Here is a 23,668-nt window from a genome sequence, read left to right on the forward strand (position 1 = left end):
GTTCTCGCAGAGATTCCGGCTTGGTATCATGATGCTCCGTTTCCAACTGCCGTAGAATCGTTTGTGAAGACTATTGAAGGGGCCGAACTGATGGACCGATTGACTGTGGTCGTGATCGTTTGGGTCGTGATCGTTTGGGTCGTTGTCGCCATTGCGATGGATAACGTGGTCCCTGCTCAGGGGCCGCAAATTGCTCCACAAGCGAAACAGATTGATGTCGAAGTGGAACGTCCGCTCGTTAATCAACACACATCAAATCCGTCGACGTCACCACCGCGGTATCGAATCAACACCGGAACCAGCGGTGACCTCCGGCGGTTGCTGCGATACCGGAACGAACCCGTGCCGCTGGTCAGTGCTCATCGCGGCGGCGCCGGGGCAGGATTACCAGAGAATTGCATCGCTACATTCGAAGCGACGCTGAACCACGGTTATGCCATGCTGGAAATCGATCCGCGATTGTCCCGTGACGGCGTTGTGGTCTTGCATCACGACAAGACGCTTGATCGCACCACCACGGGCAGCGGGCCGCTTTCCGATCTGACGCTCGCGCAACTAAAGCAGTTGCGGCTAAAAGACCGCGAAGGCAAGGTGACGGACCATCACATCCCGACGCTGGCGGAGGCATTCGACTGGGCGAAGGGGAAGGCCATCCTGGTCCTCGATGCGAAAGACCTGTCGGTCGCTCAGCGCGTCAAAATGATCGAACAACACCAGGCCGAAGGTTTTTCGATGATCATCGTCGGCAGCGTGAAGCAGGCCAGGGAGTGCTACGAATTGAATCCCAACATCATGATGGAAGTCATGGTCCCCGACCGTCAACGATTGCATGAATTCGAAGCCGCTGAAATCCCTTGGGACAACGTCGTTGCATTCGTCGGGCACGATCCCACCAAAGATCGTGGGTTGATCGAAATGCTTCACACCCGCGGCGTCTTGACGATGGCGGGCACCTCGCGCAACCTCGATCGCGAACTCGTCAGCGCTGGCCGGGTGGATACCATCCGAGCACGGTATGAAGCGTTGCTCGAGCGTGGGATTGATCTAATAGAAACCGACTTGCCGCGACAGGTCTGGCCGATGCTTTTCAGCGAAACAGCAGTCCCGGAATCAGCCGACTCCCTTCGCCCGGTCGGACGAGAGTGAAAGGGATCAGTCAGCGAGTTTCGCTTCCTTGACATCGATCACGACCGATCCGGACCAATCTTCTCTTGCCAGTCCGCGCTGACTCGGCACGCAGGTTCCCGCGCGTCTTGTCTTCGATACAGTCATCCACCGAAGGACGGGAATACCGCCGGCCAACGATTCGGTCGATGCTGGCCGGCTTTTCGCGTTTCAGCCTGGAACCTTTCGGGTACGAAGCAAGATGAACATCAACGGGTAAACAATCAACAACCAGGGGATTGCCCAGAGGGCTCTGCTGAGTTTCAATTCTTGGACCAATTCGGGGATGTAGAAAGCAACCGGATCAAGGGACCACGAGTTGATGTCATCAGGATCATTGCCGCCGGACGCCGATTCACCGTCGCGCCCGAGGCTGTACACGCCATAGGTCCGGTTGCCGTCGGCATCTTGTCGCAGAGCAACCTGAAACTCGTTCCCCCAAGGATCTACGCCCGGTGCCGGCGTCTTCGCAACGACAGAAGGGTCCAGGGGGGAGATAGAGTCAACGCGAGCGGAAGCGCGAGGAGTTGTTTTAGATTCATCACCTCATCTCTCAATGTAGCGAAATGTGATCCGTGGCGATGGTGCCGCAACAATAGTCAGTAGTCTAAGCAGCGACTCCTGCGCAGCAGATCAGAGTAGCGTGGGCGACTACCGGGACACGTTCGGCGCGGGATCGATCGATCGATAGGCCTGGATCACCGCCATTTCGCCGGCGAGACCTTGGCCGGCGTTCTTGTGCTCCATCCCGACGACGCCCCCAAAACCGCGTCGGTGAAGAAAAGCAAAGACGTTCCGGTAGTTGATTTCGCCGGTGCCTGGCTCGCGGCGTCCCGGATTGTCACCGCATTGAAAATACGCGATCTCGTCCCAGCATCGATCGATGTTCGGGATCAAATTGCCTTCAGTGATCTGTTGATGGTAGATATCAAACAGGATCTTGCACGAGGGCCGCGCGACGGCTTTGCAAATCAAATAGGCCTGCGGCGAACGATGCAGCAGAACGCCGGGGTGATTCGTCTTGCGATTGAGCGGTTCGAGCACCATCACCAAGCCGTGCGGTTCGACCACGTCGCAGCACCGTTGCAACAAGTCGATGCAATTAGCCATTTGGTATTCGTGCGGCAGTTTGGGATCTGCCAACCCCGGAACGATGGTCAAGTAGGTCGCATTGACACGTCGGGCCACGTCAACGATCCCGCGCATGGTTTTAAGGATCTGTGCGCGGACGTCTTGATCATCTCCGGCAAAATTGACCGCCTTCCAGACACCTTTGAGCGCCGAAATGACGCCCATCTGGATTCCCAACCGCTCCATCTCCTTCGCGATCGCGGTTTGCTGCTCGGCCGACCGGTCCTTCATCGGATTGTCCTCCCAGGCGCGAAACCCCTGATCGGCGGCGAAACGAAGCTGATCCAACAAATCTTCACCGGCCGAGTGGGTGAACATGCCAAAATGCGGCGCGTAGTTTAATGTGAAGGGTTGCGAAGGATTGTCGGCCAAGGCGTTTCTACCTGGCAGCGTTGACGAGAGCACGGCGGCTGCCGAACCGAGAGAAAACTGACGTCGATCCATCACAGCACCTTCGTTTGGCCGGGTTGGGCAATCGCATACGAACCGTCATCCAACGGACGGATCGGCGCGGGGGCGTCCCAGGACTCCGCGTCGGTGGTCAATACTTTTTCCCCGGCCATCGCTTCGTCCCATGCGACCGTTTTGCCGGAGTAGGTCGCCAACCGGCCCAGGATCGCTGTCATCGTGCTGCTGGCGCTGTAGTCGACTTCGTGATGCGGTGTGTCCTCGACAACCGCTTGCATCAACGCATTCCATTCGACTTGATACGGACTTTGGTACTCCTTGCCTCTCCTGCGCGGAGATTCCCAAATCGTTTTATCACCGCTGCTGAGCACACAGCGCGTCGTGCTCAACTCCGCAACGCCTTGAGTGCCGATAATCTGCTCGGCCACCAATTTGCTGCAGCCGGGGATTTGGCGGCAGTAACTGTGCAGAATCGTGCCATCGGCGTATTCGAAGTTGACCGCGTGATGATCAAAGATGTTTCCGTACTTTTTGTCGGTTCGCACTTGCCGCCCTCCCATCCCCTCGGCAAGAACGGGATGATCACCGAACGCCCAATTGCAGACATCCAGGTTGTGGATGTGCTGCTCACAGATATGGTCACCGCTTAACCAGTCAAAAAAATACCAGTTGCGGACCTGGTACTGAAGTTCCGTCATATCCTCACGAGGCATCGCGGTCTTGGCGGGAAACCCGGTGTTCCAAAAGCAACGCATCGACACGATGCGTCCGATTTCGCCGCCATGAATCCGCTTCATCGCCTCCAGGTAGGTGTCTTGATGGTGCCGCTGCAGCCCGACGCCGACCTTTAGATTTGCCTGCCGGGCCTTTTCACCCGACGCCAAGATGCGACGGACGCCGTGGGCGTCGCTGGCCAGCGGTTTTTCCATGAACACGTGTTTGCCCGCGTTGACAGCCGCTTCGAAATGCAGCGGACGGTAACCGGGAGGCCCCGTCAGGATCACCAAATCGACCTCGGAATCGATGACTTTTCGATACGCATCCAATCCGACGTATTGACGCTCCGGAGGGACATCAATGGCATTGCCAAACCCGCTGCCCTGTTCGATCTTCGACTTACCGGCCTTACCGCGCATCAGCGAACTGTGGCTGATCCGCAAGCGATCCGGGAACGCGTCGGCCATGGCCCATAGCACGGCATCACGGCCGGTTGACAGCGAATGCGCGGCCGCGCCGGTCCCGCGTCCGCCGCATCCGATCAAACCGATCTTGATGCGTTCCGATCCGGCCGCATAGGCCCTTGAAGAAACCGCCGCAGGCACGACACCGGCTGCCAGCGTCGATGCGATCGCCCCGCGCCGGGTCAAGGCGACTGGTGAAGACTTTGTGTTCGGTTGATCATTCATTTCCCAAGCCGCCGTTTGATGGGAGAAGGAGGGGCGTCGTGCTTCATCTCAGAGTTGTTCGTGATCTGCTGTGGATCGGCTAATATATCCCATGGCAACGGTCACCGCTTGATTTCACCTGCTCGACTACTACCCCTTCGGTCGAAACGATGGACGAACCCTACACCCCGATCAGCTGCGGCTTTTACGACCAGCTCGAAATCCTGGCGATGCGAAAATCGCCGACAACGATCCGCTATCGAGATGCCGAAGATCACGAACAACAGATCACGGCGGTGGTCGCCGATGTCTATTCCGAAGACAAACAAGAATGGTTGAAGCTAGATGACGGGACGATCATTCGTCTGGATCGCCTGATCAGCGCCGACAGAAAGGCCTTGTCGGATGAATGCGAGTCCTAGACCGAATCGCGGTTGTGGTCAGCCGCCCGTGGGAATCGAGTGAGAAGATTTCGGGGGTAAGTCAGTTTTCCTACCTCCAAAATCTTCTTGCCCTTCACGCGACAGTCATGTGAAGTCCAGCACCGCTTTGACGCACCCGTCTTTTCCGCCAGCGAACGTCTGATAGGCTTCTTCGGCATCGTCGACGCCGAACCGATGCGTGACACACCACGAAAAATCCATCGGTTCGGTGGCCAGCGTTTCCGGCAAGACATCCATGTAACTTCGCGCCGGGCAGCGGCCGGTGCGGTAGGTCAAGTTCTTGTCGTACGCGTCGGCCGGACTGAAGGCAAAGTTTGGGGTGCAATGACATCCGATTACGGACATGCGACCACCGGGGCGGATCAACCGATACGCCAACGCCTGCGCCTCGGGCAGTCCGACAAACTCCATCACCCCGTCGGCTCCGCGGCCGTCGGTCGCGGATCGGACCGCCGACAACGCGTCCTCGGGGGCGTTGAAGACGGCCGCACCGAGCCGCTCGGCAATCTGCAATCGCGCCGTATTGGGATCGATCGCATAGATGTTCCGCGCCCCCATCCGACGCGCCGATGCGATCGCCAGCAATCCGACCGTCCCGCAACCGACCACGGCAAACGCATCTTCGCCGATCGACGACGGGTCGACGGCCAGCGAAGCGCCGAAATAACCGGTGCTCAGATTGTCGCCCAGCAACAGCGCCGCGACGGGGTCAATCCCATCGGGGATCTTCATCAACGTGCCATCGGCAAGCGGCACGCGGACCCGTTCGGATTGCCCGCCGTGCAGACCGACGCCCTTTTGACGCCAACCGAACAGTTGCCCGCTGGGGCACCGCGACGACAATCCGCGTCGACAGTAAAAACACGTCCCGCAATTCGTCGTAAACGGGCTGCAAACACGATCACCGATTGCCACGCTGCGGACTTGATCGCCGACCTCCACCACGCGGCCGACAAACTCATGCCCCATCACCGTGCCGGGGTCCAAACCGGATTCGCGGCCGAAATAAGGATGCAGGTCGCTGCCGCACAAACCGGCAACTTCGACTTGGACCACCGCATCGGTGGCGGCCTCCAGCGTCGCATCGGCGATCTCTTGGACGGCAACCTGCCGGACGCTCTGAAAACAAACGGCACGCATCAACGGGGGACGGGGACAAAGGAAAAGTGCAGGTGATGTTAATTTAAGTTCGCCGAATCGCCGGCACGAATCGAGGCATCGCCGATCGGTCGACTTCGCCTCCGAGTTCGCGAAACTGCAACGACGCCGAGCGTCAGGAGCAACATCCCCGACGAAGGTTCCGGCACGGCCGAAGGGCGGAACGCGAGGCCAACGTTGAAGGCATCAAAACCCAGGCTGCCGACCACCTCGCCTGCACCGGTCGAAGTATTCAGCCGGACCAGTGTATCGTCATTGGTGTTGATCCCATATAGACGATTCTCGCCCGTGTGAAACGCCAACGCCGCGACACTATCCAGTCCGGTTGCCCCGATCTCCGTGGCCGCACCGGTCGTCTTGTCCACGGCGAAAAGCCGATCCTGGAAACCGTCGGTCATCAAGATCCGTTGCGTTTGCGGGTCATACCCCATACCGTGGCCACGCATGTCCACGCCAAAGCTGCCGACCGTCGTTGCCGCACCGGTCACACGGTCCAAGGTGAACAGTGAATCGCTGGCGCCGCTGCCACCGTAAAGCACTTGAGATGCAGGATCAAACGTCAAACCCGTGATCGCCTGAAATCCGGTGTCGCCGACCAGATTCGCTTGCCCGGTCGTCATGTCCACCCGGTAAAGCTGGCTGTTGATATCACTGGTGCTGGTCATGTAAAGCTGGTCGTTGACCGTATCGTACGCCAGCCCCATCAGGCTTGCCGTGACGCCCAGATTTCCGACTTGAGTCGCACTGCCGTTGGTCGGATTGACGCTCCACAGGCTGGACGTGTTGCCGTCGACCAGAAACAGCACCGGGTCGGCGCACGCCGGCGTGCGAAAGAGGAGCAGCAACGCGATGATGCCGCACAGTCGTCCCAAAAGATTCCGATTTGTCATGGTGTGAATTTCATCTGTCCCGGTACGGAAAATAACGCGTCGAAAGCCCGGATTGGGCTGGCGACAATCATACGCCCCATCAGCGAATAGCCACTCTAACTAGTCGTCGTGCCGGTCGCAACAAACGCCTCCGCCACGGGGCGGATACAATAAAGTCGGCTGTCATGCTGACGGTGCAGACGCCTGGAGCTGACGAGCCGCATCGGAGACTATCGGGGACCCCAACATGAATCGTTCCAGTCCGGTCATCTATCACCTCGGCGACGATCCGGAAATGCTGCGTGCGTCGGCGCGGGCTCGCGAAACATTTCGGCACTTTTTTCACTGTGTCAGCGAGGATTTCAATCGGATCGTTCCGGCTTGCGAGCTGGCCTGTGTCAAGACAGCGTTTTGCGACGATTTCGCGGACCCGGACAGTGACTTGGAACACATGTGGATCGAGCAGGTCGATTTTGATGGGGTGAACCTGACCGGGGTTCTGATCAATTCGCCCAACAAGCTGCGTTCGGCCCAAGCTGGTGACGACGTAGAATTTCCACTCAGCCGGCTGGACGATTGGTTGTGCGTGATCGACGATGTCGTTTACGGCGGGTTCACCATCCAGGTCATCCGTTCGCGGATGGACGTCGATGAGCGACAGCGGCACGATCAGGCGTGGGAGTTGAGTTTTCCTGAACCCGAGACGGTCAACGTCCCCTCGACCTGCGATGCGTTCGAGGAGATGATCGCAAGCGCGTTGGCCGATCAGATCGCAACTGCGCCGTCGACCGTCGACGAAGTGTTTGACGGCGGTCGCACGCTGCTGCACATGGCGTCGTTGTTCGGACGAGAAAAATCGGTCCACGTGCTGTTGCAAAACAAGGCCGACGTCGATGCCATCTGTGACCGGGGCTGGACGGCCTATGATTATGCCCAGTCGCTCGGTTGGACCGATGTGATGAAATTGCTGGGACGGGCGGGGAATTGAATCCAGCGGAGGTGCCGTTTGATGGCAGCCGCGGGGGCAGGTGGCGTGATGACGGAGCTTGGAAGTTGAGCGGACGATCTGGCGGACAGCAAACCTTCTCTGACGGCCTACGGTTTCTCGCCATGGGAGCGGCTCTCACCCTGGCCGTCGCGCCCATTTTCTTCTTCGGGTGTGGGCGACAATTGCCCATCGCCCCAGCTCCGCAATCGCTGCACATCGGGGTGTTGCCGGATGAATCACAGAGCATGCTGGAGAAGCGTTACCTGCCGTTGGTCGCCTACCTGGAACGCAGCACCGGAGTCGCCTGCCAATTGGTGCTGCACGATTCATATGAACAATTGCAGACCGCGTTTGAAAACGGAGACCTCGATCTCGCCTGGTTGGGCGGATACACGTTTGTGAAACTGGACCGATCGCATCAGGCATTCCCCTTGGTGTCACGCGATCGCGACATGCGTTTCACCAGCTACTACTTGACCCGGGCCGACGAGACGGCCACGCAGTGGCAGGAGTTTCGCGGCAAGCGATTTGCGTTCGGCTCGCGTCTTTCCACGTCCGGTCATTTGATGCCGCGGTTCTTCATGCTCGAAGCGGGCATCCAGCCCGAATCGTTTTTTTCGGCGGTGATCTACACCGGTGCCCATGATGCGACCGCAAAGGTCGTCCGCGACGGTGTGGTCGATCTGGGTGTCGCCAACGGCCCGATCATCGAATCGATGTTTGCATCGGGGCGCATTCGCAAAAACGAAATCCGCATCCTGCAGGAAACGCCGCCTTATGTGGATTACGTCTGGGCGTGCCAATCCAGCCTTCCGGCGCCGCTCCGCACACAGCTCCGCGACGCGTTTTTAAATTTGTCCGAGGCTGACCCCCAGCACGCCGAAATCCTCGATTCCCTGCTGGCCGAATACTTCATCCCGGTCCACCGGGATGATTTTGACGCACTGCAGACGATCGTCGACCGAATCGATGCGGAAGGAACGCACTGATGAAACAGCTTCGATCCGCCCTGCAATCCACCTCGCGGTCGATCTTCACTTACGTCGTCCTGGTGATCGTGGTCACGATGCTCGTCAGTTGGACCATCGCCGGTACGTTGATTCATCGACGCAGCACCGTTAATCGCCTCAGCCGAAACTCCGCCGATTACCATTCCGCGACGCGTCTGGCCATCTCAAAGATCGAATCCGAACTGAGCCTGATTCGACAAAACCGCTATCAATCCCTGATCCAGGCATCGGATGCGCAGGTCACCGAGCAAACACTTCGCGACACGATCCGATCGACCTACATCATCGATCGCCACCTGGAGAAAATCGAGACGATCCAACAGCGGTTCGGTGAACTTGAATTTGAAGCCACCACGCGGCGACTTGGCGAAGCGATTCGGTCGTTGCACCAAGCGAGCGAAGGGCAGCAGGCGTCCGCGGCGTTTCAATCCCGTGCCCTGAAATTGATCGGGATCCGTTGCATCCAACTCGATCGGCTCCACGCCAACGCCTTTCGTGACGACGCGCTCAAGATGCAACGGTTTGCCGAATCGGGAACATTCCTCGGGCTGATCTTCAGCCTGATCGGGCTCGGGTTTGCCGCGATCGTGACACTGCTGGTGTTCGCCAAACGTGCCGTCACCCGTCGCGACCAGCTGGAACGCCAAATTGCCAGGCGGGTCACGCAAGCCGAACTGCTGTATCTGGCGGTGACGATGTCCGAAGACACCAAGTCCTACCGCGATGCGTTGCAAAAGTGCGTCGGGATCATCTGCCGCATGACCGAGTGGGCGGTGGGACACGTTTACTTTCCGTCGCAAACCGAGCCGCCGGATACCGAGCCGTCGCAACTGGTCTCGGCGGACATTTGGTACCTGACCGACCCTCAACAGTTCGAGGCTTTTCGGCGGGCGAGCGAGGAAACGTTTTTCGTCACCGGCGAATGTCTTCCCGGTCGAATTTGGAACACCGGCCAACCGGTTTGGATCGAAGAGATTCAGCAGGATCCCGGATTCGTCCGCAAGTCATTGTGCGAATCCCATGGTATGAAAAGCGCTTTCGGGTTCCCGTTGGTGATCGACGGCAAGATTGCCGCGGTGCTGGAGTTTTTTAGCCAACGCGCCATGCCGACCGACGACGTCATGCTGTTGATGGCCCGCAGCGTCGGGGAACAAGTCGGACGCGTCCTGGAACGGATCCAGGCCGAGGAATTAGAGCGTCGCCATCATGAACGGATCGAAGCGGAGTTGAACGAAGCGAAAAAGGAACTGGTCGTCAAGACGCGTTTGGCAGCCATCGGCCAAGTCTCTGCGCAGGTCGCACACGAAATACGTAACCCGTTGGGGGCGATCAGCAACGCCATTTATTATTTGAAACGCAGCCCCCAAATTGACCAGGAAAAAAAGACGCAGTATCTGGACTTGATGAATCATGAAATCGGCACGTGCAACGAATTCATCAACGAATTGCTGGATATCACGCGGCGGAGAAAACTCGACCGACAACCGACCCGACTCGGCGACCTGATCGAACGTGTACTTTCCAGACACCAGATGCCACAAAACATTGATCTTCGGGTACATTGTAATCCTGACCCATTTGAGTGTTTCGTCGACGGCGACCAGTTCGTCCAGGTGCTACAAAACTTATTGAACAATTCGATGGATGCACTACAAGGGGCCGGCGGACGCATCGGAATCACCGCCCAACGCGTCGATGATCAGGACGTGATCACGGTTTACGATTCCGGTCCCGGGATTCCGGCTGAAGATCGCACGTCGGTGTTCGACGTCCTTTTCACCACGAAATCCTCCGGAACCGGTTTGGGGCTCGCGATTTGCAAACAGATTGTCGTCCAGCATGGCGGCTCGATCCAAGTCGCAGACAACCATGCCGACGGCACGGAGTTCCAGATCCGATTGCCGGCCCTCGCGACATCATCGAATTCCACCGCGATCAAAGGTCCGTAAGCCGCCGATGAACACGATCCCCAAACGACGCGTCTTGATCGCCGATGACGAACCCGGAATGCGCACAACGCTGGCGGATATTCTGACCGACAATGGTTATGACGTCCGCACCGCCGAGAACGGAAAGGATGCGATCACGAAATGCCTGAGCGAGGATTATGACGTCGTTTTGATGGACGTCCGCATGCCCGTCGTCGACGGAATCAGCGCGTTTCGAGAGATCCGGCGATCGTCACAGCATGTCCGCGTCATCCTGATGAGCGCCTATGGCGAAGAGGACCTGAAACACACCGCACTGCAAGACGGGGCGATCGCGTTTTTGGATAAACCGTTGAATCTGGACACGGTCATTCAATTGGTCGCCGATTCCACCGAATTGTCCGTGATGGCGATCACCGGCGATGATTCTCTGGTGTCGATCCTGCCGCAATGCCTGAAATCATCGGCCCAGAAACTGACGGTGGTCCGCAACAGCGACGAAGCGGGCGCGTTGCTCGGACAAGTCAGCTTTGACGTCGCGCTGATCGACGTCGAACTGGGCGCGACCGACGGCTTGGCCTGCTACCTGGCCCTCCGCGAAATCTCGCCGACCATCACCGCGGTCATGGTCAGCCGATCCGATGCTCAGATCCGCCAAATCGCCGAAGAAGCCGTCCGCCGAACTGCGTACACGATCGTCCCCAAACCGATCGAACCGGAACGACTTGCCGAAGTGATGCAGACGTTGCGTGCCCAACGCGTCTCCGGCGCGATCCGCAAACCCGATCTGGGCGAACCTCACGACTCGTGATTGCACCAGGACACTCCCGTGAATGACACGGCTGCCGCACGATTGAATTTGCTGGTCGTCGATGACGAACCCAGCCAGCTGCTGACGCTCCGCGATATCTTCGAACACGAAGGGTTCCAGGTGACGACCTGTAAATCCTTTGACGAAGCCCTCGTGCAATGCAACGATCATGGGTTCGCCGCCGCCATTCTGGATTTGCAACTGCACGGACACGACGGCATCGACCTGTTTCGACAACTGCAGCAATTGCAACCGGCGATGCGGGTGATCATCCACACCGGCTATGGTTCATTCCACTCGGCCAAAGACGCGGTCAACCTGGGCGCGTTCGCGTACGTCGAAAAGACACTCGAACCGGCCGAACTGATCCTCTGGGTCCATCGCGCCGTCAAAGATCTGCTTTCCGAAGCACTGTCCCACAGCGAACAACAATTCCGCGATCTGTTGGATGATGTCAAAGCGATCGTGTGGGAATCGGAGTTGCCGTCACATCGGTTCACGTTCGTCAGCCAGCAGGCCGAGTCGATTCTGGGCTTCCCGGTCCGCCGGTGGATCGAGGAACCGATGTTTTTGGACCAGCGAATTGTCGACGAAGATCGGGCGCGATACGGCGAGTTTCGCACCGCCTGCGCCGCCGGCAACGGAGATCGTGATCTGGAATTGCGCGTCACCGCCGCCGACGGTGCGATCGTTTGGCTGCATCTGGTCGCGCACCTGGTGACCGATTCCGATGGCAATCCGCGGATGCTGCGTGGAGCGATGTTCGATGTCACGCACCAAAAGGTCTCCGAACAGCAACTTCGCGACATGGAGATCCAGCTCGAACACGTCTCGCGGCTCTCCACCCTGGGCGAAATGGTGGCCGGGATCGCCCACGAGATCAACCAGCCCCTGGCCGCGATCGCCAACTTCGCCGTCGCCGCCAAAGTCGCGATCGCCAATGACGGCTGCGAGCACACCGTGCCGATCGAATCGTGGCTGGAAAACATCTGTGACCAAACCGAAAGCTGCGGCCAGATCATTCGCGGGCTGCGCAGCTTTGTGAAACGGGGACACAGTGATTATCAATGGATCGACCTGAATCAAATCGTTCACGACTCGGTCAACCTGATCGAATGCAACCTGCATAACCACTTCGCCGACCTGACCTGCAACCTTTGCGATTCGCCGCAGATGGTCTTCGGCAACGCGGTCCAGCTTCGTCAGGTCATCGTGAACCTGTTGCAAAATGCCTGCGACGCGACACGTGATCGTGAAAACCCGACCGTATCGATCAATGTCACCCTCGGCGACGAATACGCGCGAGTGGCGGTTCGCGATAACGGTTCGGGAATCAGCGACCAGCAACAAGCAAAAATCTTTGACGCCTTCTACACCACCAAGGAGGAAGGCATCGGGATGGGGTTGGCAATCAGCAAATCGATCGTGGAAGCCCATGGCGGAAAACTTTCGTTCGATTCGTCATCCGACGGCTCCACGTTTTACGTCACGTTGCCACTCTCCAATGACCGCCCGCGAGTGGATGTCGCCAAGGAGCAAGCCTCGCCATGAATCCCAAACGCCCTTCCGGATCGGTTCGCTACGAAAACCAAGGGCGGGTGGTGATCGTCACCGGCGGGTGCAGCGGGATCGGCCGAGCGATTTGTGACGCCTTCGCCCAGTCAGAGGCCATGGTGATCTGTGCCGACGTCGACGATGCTTCGGCAGCCGATCTGCCCGACGGGATCGACTATGTCCACTGCGATGTCGCCAGCGAAGCGGACTGCAAAACCGTCGCCACCCACGCCGTTAATCACCACGGCGGGATCGATGTCCTGGTCAACAACGCGGCGATTCAGCCGAAGTCGTCTTACGCGCCGATTCATCAATTGGACAGCGACACTTGGAGGCAGATGTTGGCGGTCAATCTTTCCGGGTACCACTGGATGGCCAAGCACGTTGTGCCGGTGATGCTCCAGCAACGATCCGGCGTGATCGTCAATCTGGCCAGCGGCCAAGCCCATCGGACGGCCCGCGAAGTCGGGACGTACGGGCCGATCAAAGCCGCCAATGTCATGCAGACGCGACAATGGGGCATCGAGTACGCCCGTCACGGAATCCGTGTCGTTTCCGTCTCGCCGGGGGCCATCGACACGCCCTTGGTCCGAGCGACGCTTCAGCAACAGGGCGGCGGTGACGCACTGGCCAATCGGCATCCCCTCGGACGAATCGGCCAAACCGCAGAAGTCGCCGCCGCCGTTCTCTGGCTGTCCAGCAACGATGCCTCCTTCGTCACCGCGACGGATCTGGAAGTCGACGGAGGGCTGGGCGGCTTCGGCGCGTTTGCCGACCCCTACAGCCAAGATTGACTCTATACTACAGCCAAGAGATCTCCCCTTTTTTGCCTCCGGCCTGACACCATGAATATTCGCCTGCTCTCTCGATACTCCCTCGCTCTCCTGTGCCTCTGCCTGACGCTCCTCCAAAACCACGTCTGCGGCGACGAGCCCGCTGCGGAAAAGGACGCTGGAAAATCCGAGTGGATCCAGCTGTTTAACGGCAAAAACCTCGACGGTTGGACGCCCAAAATCCGTCACCACGCGGTCGGCGAAAACTATGGCAACACGTTCCGCGTCGAAGACGGATTGTTGAAAGTCCGCTACGACGAATCGGCCTACCCCAGCTTTGACGAACGGTTCGGCCACCTGTTTTACAACAAGCCGTTCTCCCATTACCGCTTGCGCGTGGTCTATCGTTTTGTCGGCGACCAGGTCAAAGGCGGGCCGGGATGGGCGACGCGAAACAGCGGCCTGATGCTGCACGGCGAAGACCCCAAGATGATGACCATCGACCAGGATTTTCCGACCTCGATCGAAGTCCAGCTGTTGGGCGGAAACGGCAAAGACGAGCGCACGACGTTGAACCTGTGCACCCCCGGCACTAACGTCGTCATGAACGGCAAACTGTTCTTGCCCCACTGCACGTCGTCCAGCTCCAAAACGTATCACGGTGAGCAATGGGTGACGGCCGAAGTCGAAGTCCGCGGCTCAAAACTCGTCCGGCACATCATCGACGGCGAAACCGTGCTGGAGTACACCCAGCCCCAACTGGACGATCGCGACGAACATGCCGCGATGCTGGCCGACAAGCAAGGCGGAAACCTGCTCGACCAAGGCACGATCTCCCTGCAATCGGAAAGCCACCCCTGCGACTTCCGCTCGGTGGAATTGATGATCCTGGACGAATAACGCGCCCTCGCGCCTGCCGGTTTCAGTTCCCTTCGTACTTCATCGTGTCCGCCATCTGGCGCCGGCCCACGCACCCCCGCTCTCGTCGCCTCGTTCCCCGGCTCCGCCTGGGAACGCACTGAACACGAGTGACATCAGCCGATTCGCGCAAGCGTTCGGGCAACAGAGTCGGTGGAGGCCCAGCGTCCATGAAGCCCGTAGGCTGGCGCCAAACGGCTGATCCCAACAGGGTTTCGCGGAATCTCGACGGATTCAATTCCGTTGAATTCTCTTAGGCTCAACCCCTACCGCCCCCATCGTCCTGTCCCCATCGACTTGCCCTCCATCATTCTGCCCCGAATCATTCTGCCATCCCTCCCCTCCCACTAAATCCGCACCGAATCAAAAAACGTTTCCATCTCCGCTTGAAACGCTTCCTGTTTCGCCTTCTCCTCCTCACTCGGTTCCGGCGGCCGGCCCTCCTCCAGATCCTCCTCGGACCATTCCACTCTGGGTATCCCGCAGCCGAACAAGATGACTTGGTCACCGACCAGGTAGTATTCCACGGTCATGTCGGTCAGCGTCATGCCACCGCTACTGCTGCCCTTCATGCCGGCGTGTCCGTTGCGTTCGACGCGTTCTCCGCCGTAGACATCTGACATGATCATCCGTCCGGCGCGATACGCCAATTGCATGTCGCTTGGGTTCAGATACTCGTAGGTGTCGACGGCGACCAGGAACGTGGCGCCTGTCGCTGCGCTCTCAAACACCTGGGCTTCGATCGATGTCGGCGGCTCTTCGACGGCGTTGCCTTCGGGGACGACAAACGAAACCCGGTTGACCGATCCGCTTTGAAAACCCGCCGGAGCTTCGACCGCCTCGGCGGCGGACGAGGCCGTCTGGCGCGAGCGTTTGGATTTGACCGCCATCACCGTCAGTCCGATCACCAGCCCCAGGACAACGACGGCTGCGCCCGATCCGGCGGCGATCCACAACAGCTTTTTGTTGATCGGTTTTTTCGTTCCCGCGTTCTTAGCCCCAGCGGCCGGATTGGCCGCCGGGGATGCGGCCGCCAGTGGTCCGGCGGCCGCGGGAAACGCCGCCCCGGATGCCGCGGGAACCGCGGCGGCGGGAAAACCACCGGCCGCAACTGCGCCGGCGGCCGGAACGTCCAGATTACCGAAATCAAAACCGCCCGCCGCCGGTGCTGCAGCCGGAGACGCAGCCAGTGGATCAGCAGCCAGCGGATCGGCAGCAAACGGGTCTGCTCCAAATGGGTCGGCTGCCGCAGACGCGGTGTCAAAACCGCCGGAGGGTAGGTTTGCGAACGGATTCTCATCGACAAACGGAGACTCTGCGGGGGCGGCCGCGGGGACCTGCTGCGCCGCCGGTTTTCGCTTTTTCGCTGTCCTTCGTGCGGCAGACGCCGCGGGCGATGACGCCTTGGCTGCCGGCTTTGCCGCAGCGGGCTTGTTAGCGACACGCTTCTTGGCCGCCGGTTTCGTGGCGGCGGCCGATTCGGTCGGCGCGGCCGTTTGAGCGGCGGGCTGTTGGGTGTCCGCTGCTGGCGACGGCGATTTTTTTCCAGGAACCTTCAGCACCGTCTGGCACTTGGGGCATTTGACTTTGACCGCGACCGCCTGCTGTTGCAACTTCATCAGTGTCGCGCACTTGGGGCACTTAATCGTTAGCATGTTGCTTCTCAAGTCGATCCAGTTGGTCTTGGGCGTACTGCTGGGCCTCTTCCAGCTTTTTCGGATCGATCAGGTTTTGCACCCTGACTTCGCAAAACCATTCCGACCCGTTGTTTTTGACTTTGACCGTGATGTCGTAGGGGGCGTCGGGACAGGAGGCATAGCCGAGGTGAGTGTCGTCGTTGGCCAGCGCATGGCGGAACCCACGCAGGATCGCGTCGTCGGCGACGTTGTGCCACGGATTGGAGGACTCGTCGGCCAGCGCAGTTTCCAGCGCCATGCACAAGTCGACTTCGTCGAAGGTGTCCGTCGGCGGTTTGATTTGCAGCTGGGCGCTCTTTTTCAAGAAATTGGCCAGCCGCCACTCGGCCTTGAAGGGTTTGCCGTTCCAAACGTGATCGATGTCGTAGATCGCGCCGTGGTTGGCATGTTCCTCGAACAGCAACTCATTGGCTTCGCGAAACGACAGCATGCCGTCCAGTGGCGGCGCCTCAGGCAGACACCCGGCGACGCCTGAGAGGACCGCCAGCACCATCGCCGCGGCGAGCGAGCGATTGACGGTCCCGGGCCTCCCTCTGCCGGGCCGCCGTGGGGTAGAGCGTCCTGTGCCGAACCAAAGTCTCGGCCGGTGGTGGATTTGCATTGCGTCACCCGATTCAGAATCATTCACAGAAAAAGTGAAGCCGCCATCAAGAGATGATACCCCAACCGGATGCCCCCATGTTCAAAAAGCCACCCCACACCCCTTCCCCCCACGTACAACAGCCCTTCCCGGCCGGTCACTCCCACGCGTCCCACGTGCCTCCACGTACGACGGCCCTTCCGGGCTGTCGGCCCAACACGCCCCGCGTGCCGCCACCTACGACCACCCTTCCTGCCGGTCGCTCCAACAGGCCCCGCGAGCCTCCAGGTACGACGGCCCTTCCGGGCGGTCGCTCCCCGAACTTTCCCGGTGATCCCCTGCTGGTGAAACCACTCACCCCCAAATCGACGATTGCTCATCGCCACGTGCGAAGCCGCCGCTCCGATTTCAGGACACCGAAACAAAACCGCCCCAATCAAAAATGAGGCTGAAGAAACGGAGCGGGGTGTCCGAAAAGAAGCATCTGGCCGAGTCGAACGCGGCCGCGGCGACAAATTCCGCTGCGGTCCGTCGAACCTTCTACGGCCCAGAAAAGTCTAAGGCGGAGCCGGCCTTGCAAAACAATCTCGGTCCGCTAAACTTCCCCCTCTCACAGCCGCACCCCTAGCTCAACTGGATAGAGCATCGGTCTACGGAACCGAAGGTTAGAGGTTCGAATCCTCTGGGGTGTACTCAGAAGCCCTTGCAGCGCAAGGGCTTCTGTCGTTTGTGGGCGGTGGCTCGGAATTGACCAAAAGTGGATTTCACAGGATTTCACAAAAACCGCCCCAAATCATTTATCACGCCACCCCACGCTCTTCACGGTAAGCGGCTCCTCTTTCGCTCGCATTGAACTGCCGCATCCGTTCAGTTAGCAGTGGGATGTCGCTGTGCGGGAACTCCACGCAAAGCGAGAAGACGAACTGTCGGTGTTCAGCGCCGTCGAACTCGTCAGTCGTCTCTCCCATGATAGACGTGTCCCAAGGCCGGGCAGTGTATGTCCATATTGCAATTGCTTGGCCAGCCTCGAGGAGGGCGACGAGTCCACGTTATCCGGCCTGATCGATCAGTTGCAGCAGATTCTTGCAGCGGAGAATTGGAAACGAAAGATGCGGCGATAAAGCTGACAACAACATTTCATCAGCGAGATATTGCTTTCCACATTTTGGGCAGAGGAACTGCCGCATTGTTTTCTATTTCCACTCAAACACGGCCAACTGCGGCAAGTGATCGCTCAAGGCAAATGATTCCTTGTCGTTGATGTTGAGTCGGAACGCTCCCTCGAAAAGCGGCCTCGATTCAGTCACACGCTCCGCAATCGGACCAGCGGCCATCACATAAAGATGTGCCGAATGAACGACGAGTGGATCGCCACTGGGCAACTTCACGGTCGCACTTCCCCAGTGTCTTGTGAAAAGCTCCTTTGGACGCTCGCTTTGCACTGGAGCGTTCTGTGACTCAATGATCTCGAACTTGCTCAGCAATGTGCCCGGCCAACTGCCTCCACTGGGAAATCTGACGTGGTTCATTCCCAGCAACGCGGCGACTTCCTTGGTCAGTTCTTCGCCGGGGGATTCGGAGAAACTGATGATGTCTGGTTCGTGGAGTGACAGTTCCATCGCCAATCTCTTCGCCATCTGACCCTTGGCGACGGCTTGCTGAGCCAATCGACGTTGGTGCGGCCAGCCAGTGAGGTTGAAGATATTGTAGGCGATGACTCGAAGCGTCTGAGGTCTTGAGTCATCGGCGAAGATCGTTCCCGCCGTAGTGATTCCAGCAGCGACCGTAGCACCGAATTGTCTGCGTGAAATGGGCATGTTCATGTCTCCCTTGTATTCGCCGATTCTACTCGTCCCCCGTTGTCTCTGGTCGCTTGCTAATGCAATTGCGGAACCTATCGCCTGCAGCGCTTCGTTGAAGCCTATCCTACATATTGACCGCACGGTCCAACACGTTCGGCAACGTCACGATATTGGTTGATTGATGGACGCATTGTCGTGAACTCAGGTTTGCAAGTGAATCTTCGGAAGTTGGAACGATGCGCGAGTCGACTTTCGAAAGGCATGCACGCTAAGTGTCAACGCCTTCTGGCTGAAAGCAAAATGGCCGCAAAATGAATCCGATTTGGTTGCCCGGTCTGGAGCAATCGTCTCTAATGCTCTCGCGGGTGGGTGTATCGCCCCCTGGGGATAGAGGGTATTCGTACCGTTGGAAAGCACGATTCAAACAGACCAAGGATTCACAGCATGACGAGTTCAAGAAGGTATGCGGCAGATCGGTCCAAATTGTTTCGAAACGACCGTCGCGAAGCGAGCCCAGGGCGCCCTCGCCAACACCTGTCCGTGCAGCTGCTCGAACCACGACAGATGCTCGCCGGAGACTACGTGCCGACCACCCCGGCCGATTGGTTGGACGCGAACAATCGTGAATCGCTACTGGAAAGCTATCGGCCAGCGCCGATGGTGGGTCACGGGGAGGGCGAGTCGACAACTCCGATTCGCAGCGCGACGTTGACCGTACGAGTCCAGGACGTCGATTTCAATTGCAATAGCAGCACCTGCGAGCGGGACGAGCTGTACTTTAACGGGACCCGTTTGACTTCACCGGGGCAGTACCTGACGGGGGCCGACGATCAGTGGAGCACCGTGACGTTTGATGTTGATCCGAGCCTGATCGTCTCCGGTGCGAACGAAATCTTGATCATCATTGATGTGCTGGGCGGTGGTTGGTGTTTAGAGGCGGACTGGGGCCAACTTCGTGTGACGCGCGAGGACGGTTCGGTCGACGACTATCGAACGACCAATGATCCAGACCTGGATCTCTATCAACCCTGTAATGGTGGGGATAATCGGATCGAGTTTGAAATTGATGTCTATGACATAGAAGTCAAAGATATCATGGCCACCGATGATGTCGACATGCGAGGCATCAATGATTTGGTCTATGATCGAGCGACTTCCAGTCGGCAACCCATCGCCGACAACATGATCGATTCGGGTTTCTTCGGCTTCGGCGGTGGTCCCGGGGCCTTCACTGTCACTCCCCAGTTTGAATCGGTTGGATCGTCTTTCCCGAACGAAACGTTCAAAGTCGAATACGCGTATTCCATTGTCGGTAGTGCTCAAACTGGAAACGGACAATTCTCGATCACTCCATCGGATCTCACGGAAGACATCTCGATCAAGGTCCCCTCGTCCATCGGCCAATACAAGCTGAGGCTGGAATTCGAGATCAAAGACAGTGATGGCGTTGTCGTTAGCCAACCACAAGTTCCAGAATTGGACTTGTATGTCACCTACGCAGAGCCAGAAACCTGGTGGGATCCGAAAAAGGAGTGGATCGAAGCGGGGACCAAATGGGCCAGCGGTGCGACGACCGACACTCAGGTTGCACATGGAGTTTTGGCAGGCATCTATAGTCAGTCGGGGTGGCGCTATCGCGATGTCGGTTTTCGCTCTGGAGGTAACACTTCCACTGGAGATTGGACGCGTTTAACGGGAATGGGAGGCAGTTCACCGACGCCCATGGGGAACTGTGTAACGTTTTCAAATGCCTGGCAGGGTTTGACGCGTTCGCTCGGACTCGATACGGATGTTGAACGAACCTACGGAAACACCTCCTCGTGGAATCCTTTCTCTAAAGCTTCCTTCATTACCAAACCGTCGACGTCAGTCGGTGGGGAAATCAGCGGGAATGCACATCCGCCCGGCGCAACACCGGACCGATGGTTGTTCGGGATGCATCAGGTCGGCTATTACGCAGGAACGTTTTTCGACCCGACGTTCGGAAAGACTTGGACGGGTGCGTTGCACGATTTCATCGAGTGGTTTGATTCCGGTGTCGGGGGGACAGACGCGATCGGCCCCTACGCGGTCGTGGGCAATCAGCGCGTGTACGACACCGGCATCAGTCCTGCGCATGGCTGGGGTGACTACCTCTATCGCCCCAATGCTTCACCAGAATTCATTGAGGCACAACCGGTCGCGGCCGATGGCGAATGGATCGCATCGACCGAGACCGACTACGCGGGACACGACATCGACGGAGACGGAATCTACGATCAACTGGTCTTCCGTTGGGACATGGAAGTGGACACGCCGGGGACGTATGCCGTGACGGGATCGCTTTCCGCACGGGGAACGCGGATCACCAATCGTGCGACCTACAACAACAGTCTTGAGAACACGGTTCTCCTGGAGGCCGCTACCCCCGGAACCTATCGCTTGGATTTCGCGTTCAGTGGCGAAGACATTTATTATCGAGCGATGGACGGCAATTATCAGGCAACCTTCACCGTCGTCTCGCCGGAGCAATCGACGTCAACCTTCGAGATACAGGCGGCCGGCATCGACCACACACAATTCGGCGAGTCCGATATTGATCTCGTTTCCGTTGTTGCGACGGGTGTCAGCTTGGACGCGGATGGCCAGTTCGATGTTTTGCGAATCTCGGCAGAAGTGTTCTCGCGAACTGCTACAGCGGGAGCGATCCAAGCGAAAGTGTTCTCCTTGGACGGCGATTTTCTGGCAGATGTGGGTTCAAGCGTCGAGCTTGCTGCCGGAAATCAGACTGTGGTCTTGGACCTGGAATCATCACCGTTGTTGCGGAGCGGAATTGACGGTCCATACACCGTCCAGGTGCACGTTTACGATTCCAGTTTTGTGCAGGTGGATCGCTCGGCAGCGTTGACTGAATCGTTCGAATCGGCCGATTTTGACTCCGAGGCCACAATCTCAACCGACATTCAAACGGAGGCGGTCGATACCAACAACAATTCCTTTGCCGACAAGCTGGATGTCACGTTGTCAATCGATGTGCAGACCGTCGGCACGTACACGGTAAAGGCGTCGCTGTATGCTGACGACGGAACGCTGATTCAGACGATCAGCAAGGAAGAGACGTTCGCAGCCGGCCGAAACGAAATCACACTTTCATTTGATGGACGCGCAATCGCCGACCACGGCTCGGGTGGGCCCTATCAGGTGCGTTATGTTTCGATCGGCAAGGAAACGACGTTTGACATCGTTGAGGACGCAGCGACGACCGACACGCTCATGCCCGAAGACTTCGAGCCGGCTTCCACGCTGCCGATCGATTTTACAGGCGTCTTCTCGCACGCGCTCGTCGACGACAATGCTGATGACATCGTCGATCGTCTAGTCATCTACACACAGGTGATGGTCGGCCAATCAGGTTCGTATGAGTTGAACGGTCGCCTGCTAGACGGCGAAGGTGGGGAGATCGATTTCCAAGGGACGACCGTCACTCTGGATGAAGGAGAAACGGTCGACGTCGCACTGTCGTTCTCAAGTCAAAGCATTATCGACAATGGGGTCGATGGCCCATTCGTGTTGACAGACCTAAGCATCTATCCGGTCTCGGGCTCCGGACAAACTGCATTCCGACTCGATGCCTATTCGACGGATGCGTACATCGTCGCGGATTTCCAAGCCAAGCCGCACCGTATTTATCCTCCGATGAGAATCACCGGACCACATTCCATTCCGGGAGATGGACTTGTGACCGCGCTGATGTTCAAGGCAATCGAAGACACGACTCTCGCGATCGTTCCCATCGGGGTAAGCTCGCTCAGGGAATTCGCCCAGGTGATCGATCAGGATCTGCAACCGACGCACGAGTTCCAACGCGGTATCATCACGGCCCGCGTTAGCGAAGGGGAATACTACGCGATCGTTTTTGAACCCAGCCAGATCGATAGCCTCTACTACGTTTATTCCTCAAATGGCGAGGACGCCATGTCGGCAAACGTAAGTACCAATTTTCTATTGCACACCGATACCAATTTCGATGGCATCACCAGTCCTTCCGATGCGCTTCGGGTGATAAATTATCTTTCCCTCAATGCGGACGGTGGGGAAGGCGAGTCACCGATCCTGTCCACGCGGTTTCTGGACGTCAACATGGACGGCAAAGTGTCCCCACTTGACGCACTGACAGTCATCAACCGTATCGCGTTGGAGCAAGGGGAAGGGGAACTCACCCTGGAAACCGAATCGAGTTTTCTCGATGAAGACTCAGAACGTTGTCGCTTGAAGGATGCTCGCTCGATCGTCGGTCTCAACGAGTTCTACAATTCACCACCGATTGACCGCGAAGTTGGTCGGGCGGTCCATCAAGTGCAACTTCCTGCGGATGAGATTGATAGTGCGGCACCATGGATCGGTCAACCAAGGGATGACGACGCCGATATTCAAATGGACATTGCGTTGTTGGAGTTGCTCGTCGATTCGACGTCTGGCATCGAGTAAACGCCGTGGTCTGCCGGAATTCGAGCAGAACGCATCCCGGCCCGAAGGAAAACGACTCCTAATTGATTTGTTTCGAAGACGGGGGCGGTCTGGGCACGTGCGTTTGCGTTTGCTCGGGGATTATGGCTGTGGCTCAAACCCGGTTTCGTGTTGGTCCAAGACTCGGCGGCAGGTCGCTCGGCAGAATCTTCGCGGCACTAGTTCGCGCCAACGGATCATTGCTGTTTAGCCTTTTCGGGACCGTCCAGCTGAGGGTGATGCTTTTCGCTCACGTACGATCTCCCTTCCGGGCCGTCGCCCGTGGGGCTCCGCGCGACGGACCTAGGAAAGGCGTCGTGCACCCATCCACCGACCACCTGTTACCCAATCGACCAGATCGTTTGGATTGGTTGCGTTTCGCCTCTGTCCGTCTTGGTAAAACTTTTTCTCGTCTCGGTCCGGGCTGGAAAAAAGTCAACGGCCACCTGATCGGATGGTCGACCGATGCCTCTTCTTCGTTGTCGATGATTTGCGTGCTCAAACGCGACGTTCGGGCGGTCGAGAATCTGGTTCGCCTGAATCCAAGCTGATTGGAAATGCACC

At 58.1% G+C, this 23,668-nt stretch carries 18 protein-coding genes and 1 tRNA gene; 11 read left to right on the forward strand and 8 right to left on the reverse strand.

What is annotated here, in order from left to right:
• The first annotated feature begins 90 nt into the window (after positions 1–90).
• Positions 91–1,146, forward strand: a complete 1,056-nt coding sequence (locus Mal15_RS11010) for a glycerophosphodiester phosphodiesterase family protein (protein ID WP_147867807.1) — start codon at positions 91–93, stop codon at positions 1,144–1,146.
• A 189-nt stretch (positions 1,147–1,335) separates the two neighbouring features.
• On the opposite strand, the gene Mal15_RS35130 is transcribed toward Mal15_RS11010, so the two are convergent.
• The 3 genes from Mal15_RS35130 to Mal15_RS11025 form a co-directional block, all read right to left on the reverse strand.
• Positions 1,336–1,662 (reverse strand): type II secretion system protein GspG, encoded by a 327-nt coding sequence (locus tag Mal15_RS35130; RefSeq protein WP_147871953.1) that lies wholly within the window; start codon positions 1,660–1,662, stop codon positions 1,336–1,338.
• A 153-nt stretch (positions 1,663–1,815) separates the two neighbouring features.
• Entirely contained in the window at positions 1,816–2,739 is a 924-nt protein-coding gene (locus Mal15_RS11020; protein WP_147867808.1) for a hydroxypyruvate isomerase family protein, read from the reverse strand.
• Positions 2,739–4,109 (reverse strand): Gfo/Idh/MocA family protein, encoded by a 1,371-nt coding sequence (locus tag Mal15_RS11025; protein ID WP_147867809.1) that lies wholly within the window; start codon positions 4,107–4,109, stop codon positions 2,739–2,741. The genes Mal15_RS11020 and Mal15_RS11025 overlap by 1 nt, the downstream gene beginning before the upstream one ends.
• 149 nt (positions 4,110–4,258) lie before the next feature.
• Here Mal15_RS11025 and Mal15_RS11030 point away from each other — a divergent pair, with 149 nt between their 5' ends.
• A complete protein-coding gene (locus Mal15_RS11030; protein WP_147867810.1) occupies positions 4,259–4,510 on the forward strand; it encodes a Rho-binding antiterminator in 252 nt (83 codons plus the stop codon).
• Between the two features lie 105 nt (positions 4,511–4,615).
• Here the strand turns inward: Mal15_RS11030 and Mal15_RS11035 are convergent, their stop codons facing one another.
• Together Mal15_RS11035 and Mal15_RS11040 are read right to left on the reverse strand one after the other, a co-directional pair.
• A complete protein-coding gene (locus Mal15_RS11035) occupies positions 4,616–5,671 on the reverse strand; it encodes an alcohol dehydrogenase catalytic domain-containing protein (protein ID WP_147867811.1) in 1,056 nt (351 codons plus the stop codon).
• Between the two features lie 38 nt (positions 5,672–5,709).
• On the reverse strand, positions 5,710–6,579 hold the full coding sequence (locus Mal15_RS11040) for a PEP-CTERM sorting domain-containing protein (RefSeq protein WP_147867812.1): 870 nt from the start codon (positions 6,577–6,579) through the stop codon (positions 5,710–5,712).
• Positions 6,580–6,805: 226 nt separating this feature from the next.
• Between Mal15_RS11040 and Mal15_RS11045 the strand changes: the two genes are divergently transcribed.
• From Mal15_RS11045 to Mal15_RS11075, 7 genes are all read left to right on the forward strand, one after another.
• The gene (locus Mal15_RS11045) at positions 6,806–7,546 is read left to right on the forward strand and encodes a DUF2314 domain-containing protein (RefSeq protein WP_147867813.1); all 741 of its coding nucleotides are present in this window, start codon (positions 6,806–6,808) and stop codon (positions 7,544–7,546) included.
• Positions 7,547–7,611: 65 nt separating this feature from the next.
• Positions 7,612–8,535 (forward strand): phosphate/phosphite/phosphonate ABC transporter substrate-binding protein, encoded by a 924-nt coding sequence (phnD, locus tag Mal15_RS11050; protein WP_147867814.1) that lies wholly within the window; start codon positions 7,612–7,614, stop codon positions 8,533–8,535.
• Positions 8,535–10,505 (forward strand): ATP-binding protein, encoded by a 1,971-nt coding sequence (locus Mal15_RS11055; protein ID WP_147867815.1) that lies wholly within the window; start codon positions 8,535–8,537, stop codon positions 10,503–10,505. The genes phnD and Mal15_RS11055 overlap by 1 nt, the downstream gene beginning before the upstream one ends.
• Before the next feature lie 7 nt (positions 10,506–10,512).
• On the forward strand, positions 10,513–11,295 hold the full coding sequence (locus Mal15_RS11060) for a response regulator (RefSeq protein ID WP_167546729.1): 783 nt from the start codon (positions 10,513–10,515) through the stop codon (positions 11,293–11,295).
• Positions 11,296–11,313: 18 nt separating this feature from the next.
• On the forward strand, positions 11,314–12,846 hold the full coding sequence (locus Mal15_RS11065) for a hybrid sensor histidine kinase/response regulator (protein WP_167546730.1): 1,533 nt from the start codon (positions 11,314–11,316) through the stop codon (positions 12,844–12,846).
• A complete protein-coding gene (locus Mal15_RS11070; RefSeq protein ID WP_147867818.1) occupies positions 12,843–13,643 on the forward strand; it encodes an SDR family NAD(P)-dependent oxidoreductase in 801 nt (266 codons plus the stop codon). The genes Mal15_RS11065 and Mal15_RS11070 overlap by 4 nt, the downstream gene beginning before the upstream one ends.
• A 51-nt stretch (positions 13,644–13,694) precedes the next feature.
• Entirely contained in the window at positions 13,695–14,522 is an 828-nt protein-coding gene (locus Mal15_RS11075; protein ID WP_147867819.1) for a 3-keto-disaccharide hydrolase, read from the forward strand.
• Positions 14,523–14,887: 365 nt separating this feature from the next.
• Here Mal15_RS11075 and Mal15_RS11080 read toward each other — a convergent pair whose 3' ends face one another.
• A complete protein-coding gene (locus tag Mal15_RS11080; protein WP_147867820.1) occupies positions 14,888–16,195 on the reverse strand; it encodes a hypothetical protein in 1,308 nt (435 codons plus the stop codon).
• Positions 16,182–16,730: a hypothetical protein gene (locus Mal15_RS11085; protein ID WP_147867821.1), complete on the reverse strand. Its 549-nt coding sequence runs from the start codon at positions 16,728–16,730 to the stop codon at positions 16,182–16,184. The genes Mal15_RS11080 and Mal15_RS11085 overlap by 14 nt, the downstream gene beginning before the upstream one ends.
• 705 nt (positions 16,731–17,435) lie before the next feature.
• On the opposite strand from Mal15_RS11085, the gene Mal15_RS11090 reads away from it, so the two are divergent.
• A tRNA-Arg gene (locus Mal15_RS11090) sits at positions 17,436–17,509 on the forward strand.
• 501 nt (positions 17,510–18,010) lie between these two features.
• Here Mal15_RS11090 and Mal15_RS11095 read toward each other — a convergent pair.
• Positions 18,011–18,760: an endonuclease/exonuclease/phosphatase family protein gene (locus tag Mal15_RS11095; RefSeq protein ID WP_233903400.1), complete on the reverse strand. Its 750-nt coding sequence runs from the start codon at positions 18,758–18,760 to the stop codon at positions 18,011–18,013.
• 399 nt (positions 18,761–19,159) lie between these two features.
• On the opposite strand from Mal15_RS11095, the gene Mal15_RS11100 reads away from it, so the two are divergent.
• Positions 19,160–23,086, forward strand: coding sequence for a DUF4785 family immunoglobulin-like domain-containing protein (locus Mal15_RS11100; RefSeq protein ID WP_147867822.1), 3,927 nt, complete (start codon positions 19,160–19,162; stop codon positions 23,084–23,086).
• The last annotated feature ends 582 nt before the right edge of the window (positions 23,087–23,668 follow it).

Source organism: Stieleria maiorica (assembly GCF_008035925.1).
GTDB classification, from domain to species: Bacteria; Planctomycetota; Planctomycetia; order Pirellulales; family Pirellulaceae; genus Stieleria; species Stieleria maiorica.

Excerpts from the sequence above, each read along its gene's own strand:
- Mal15_RS11010 (WP_147867807.1), top strand. The coding sequence starts at position 91 with ATGGACCGATTGACTGTGGTCGTGATCGTTTGGGTCGTGATCGTTTGG.
- Mal15_RS11020 (WP_147867808.1), bottom strand. The coding sequence starts at position 2,739 with ATGGATCGACGTCAGTTTTCTCTCGGTTCGGCAGCCGCCGTGCTCTCG.
- Mal15_RS11025 (WP_147867809.1), bottom strand. The coding sequence starts at position 4,109 with ATGAATGATCAACCGAACACAAAGTCTTCACCAGTCGCCTTGACCCGG.
- Mal15_RS11030 (WP_147867810.1), top strand. The coding sequence starts at position 4,259 with ATGGACGAACCCTACACCCCGATCAGCTGCGGCTTTTACGACCAGCTC.
- Mal15_RS11035 (WP_147867811.1), bottom strand. The coding sequence starts at position 5,671 with ATGCGTGCCGTTTGTTTTCAGAGCGTCCGGCAGGTTGCCGTCCAAGAG.
- Mal15_RS11040 (WP_147867812.1), bottom strand. The coding sequence starts at position 6,579 with ATGACAAATCGGAATCTTTTGGGACGACTGTGCGGCATCATCGCGTTG.
- Mal15_RS11045 (WP_147867813.1), top strand. The coding sequence starts at position 6,806 with ATGAATCGTTCCAGTCCGGTCATCTATCACCTCGGCGACGATCCGGAA.
- Mal15_RS11055 (WP_147867815.1), top strand. The coding sequence starts at position 8,535 with ATGAAACAGCTTCGATCCGCCCTGCAATCCACCTCGCGGTCGATCTTC.
- Mal15_RS11060 (WP_167546729.1), top strand. The coding sequence starts at position 10,513 with ATGAACACGATCCCCAAACGACGCGTCTTGATCGCCGATGACGAACCC.
- Mal15_RS11070 (WP_147867818.1), top strand. The coding sequence starts at position 12,843 with ATGAATCCCAAACGCCCTTCCGGATCGGTTCGCTACGAAAACCAAGGG.
- Mal15_RS11075 (WP_147867819.1), top strand. The coding sequence starts at position 13,695 with ATGAATATTCGCCTGCTCTCTCGATACTCCCTCGCTCTCCTGTGCCTC.
- Mal15_RS11080 (WP_147867820.1), bottom strand. The coding sequence starts at position 16,195 with ATGCTAACGATTAAGTGCCCCAAGTGCGCGACACTGATGAAGTTGCAA.
- Mal15_RS11085 (WP_147867821.1), bottom strand. The coding sequence starts at position 16,730 with ATGGTGCTGGCGGTCCTCTCAGGCGTCGCCGGGTGTCTGCCTGAGGCG.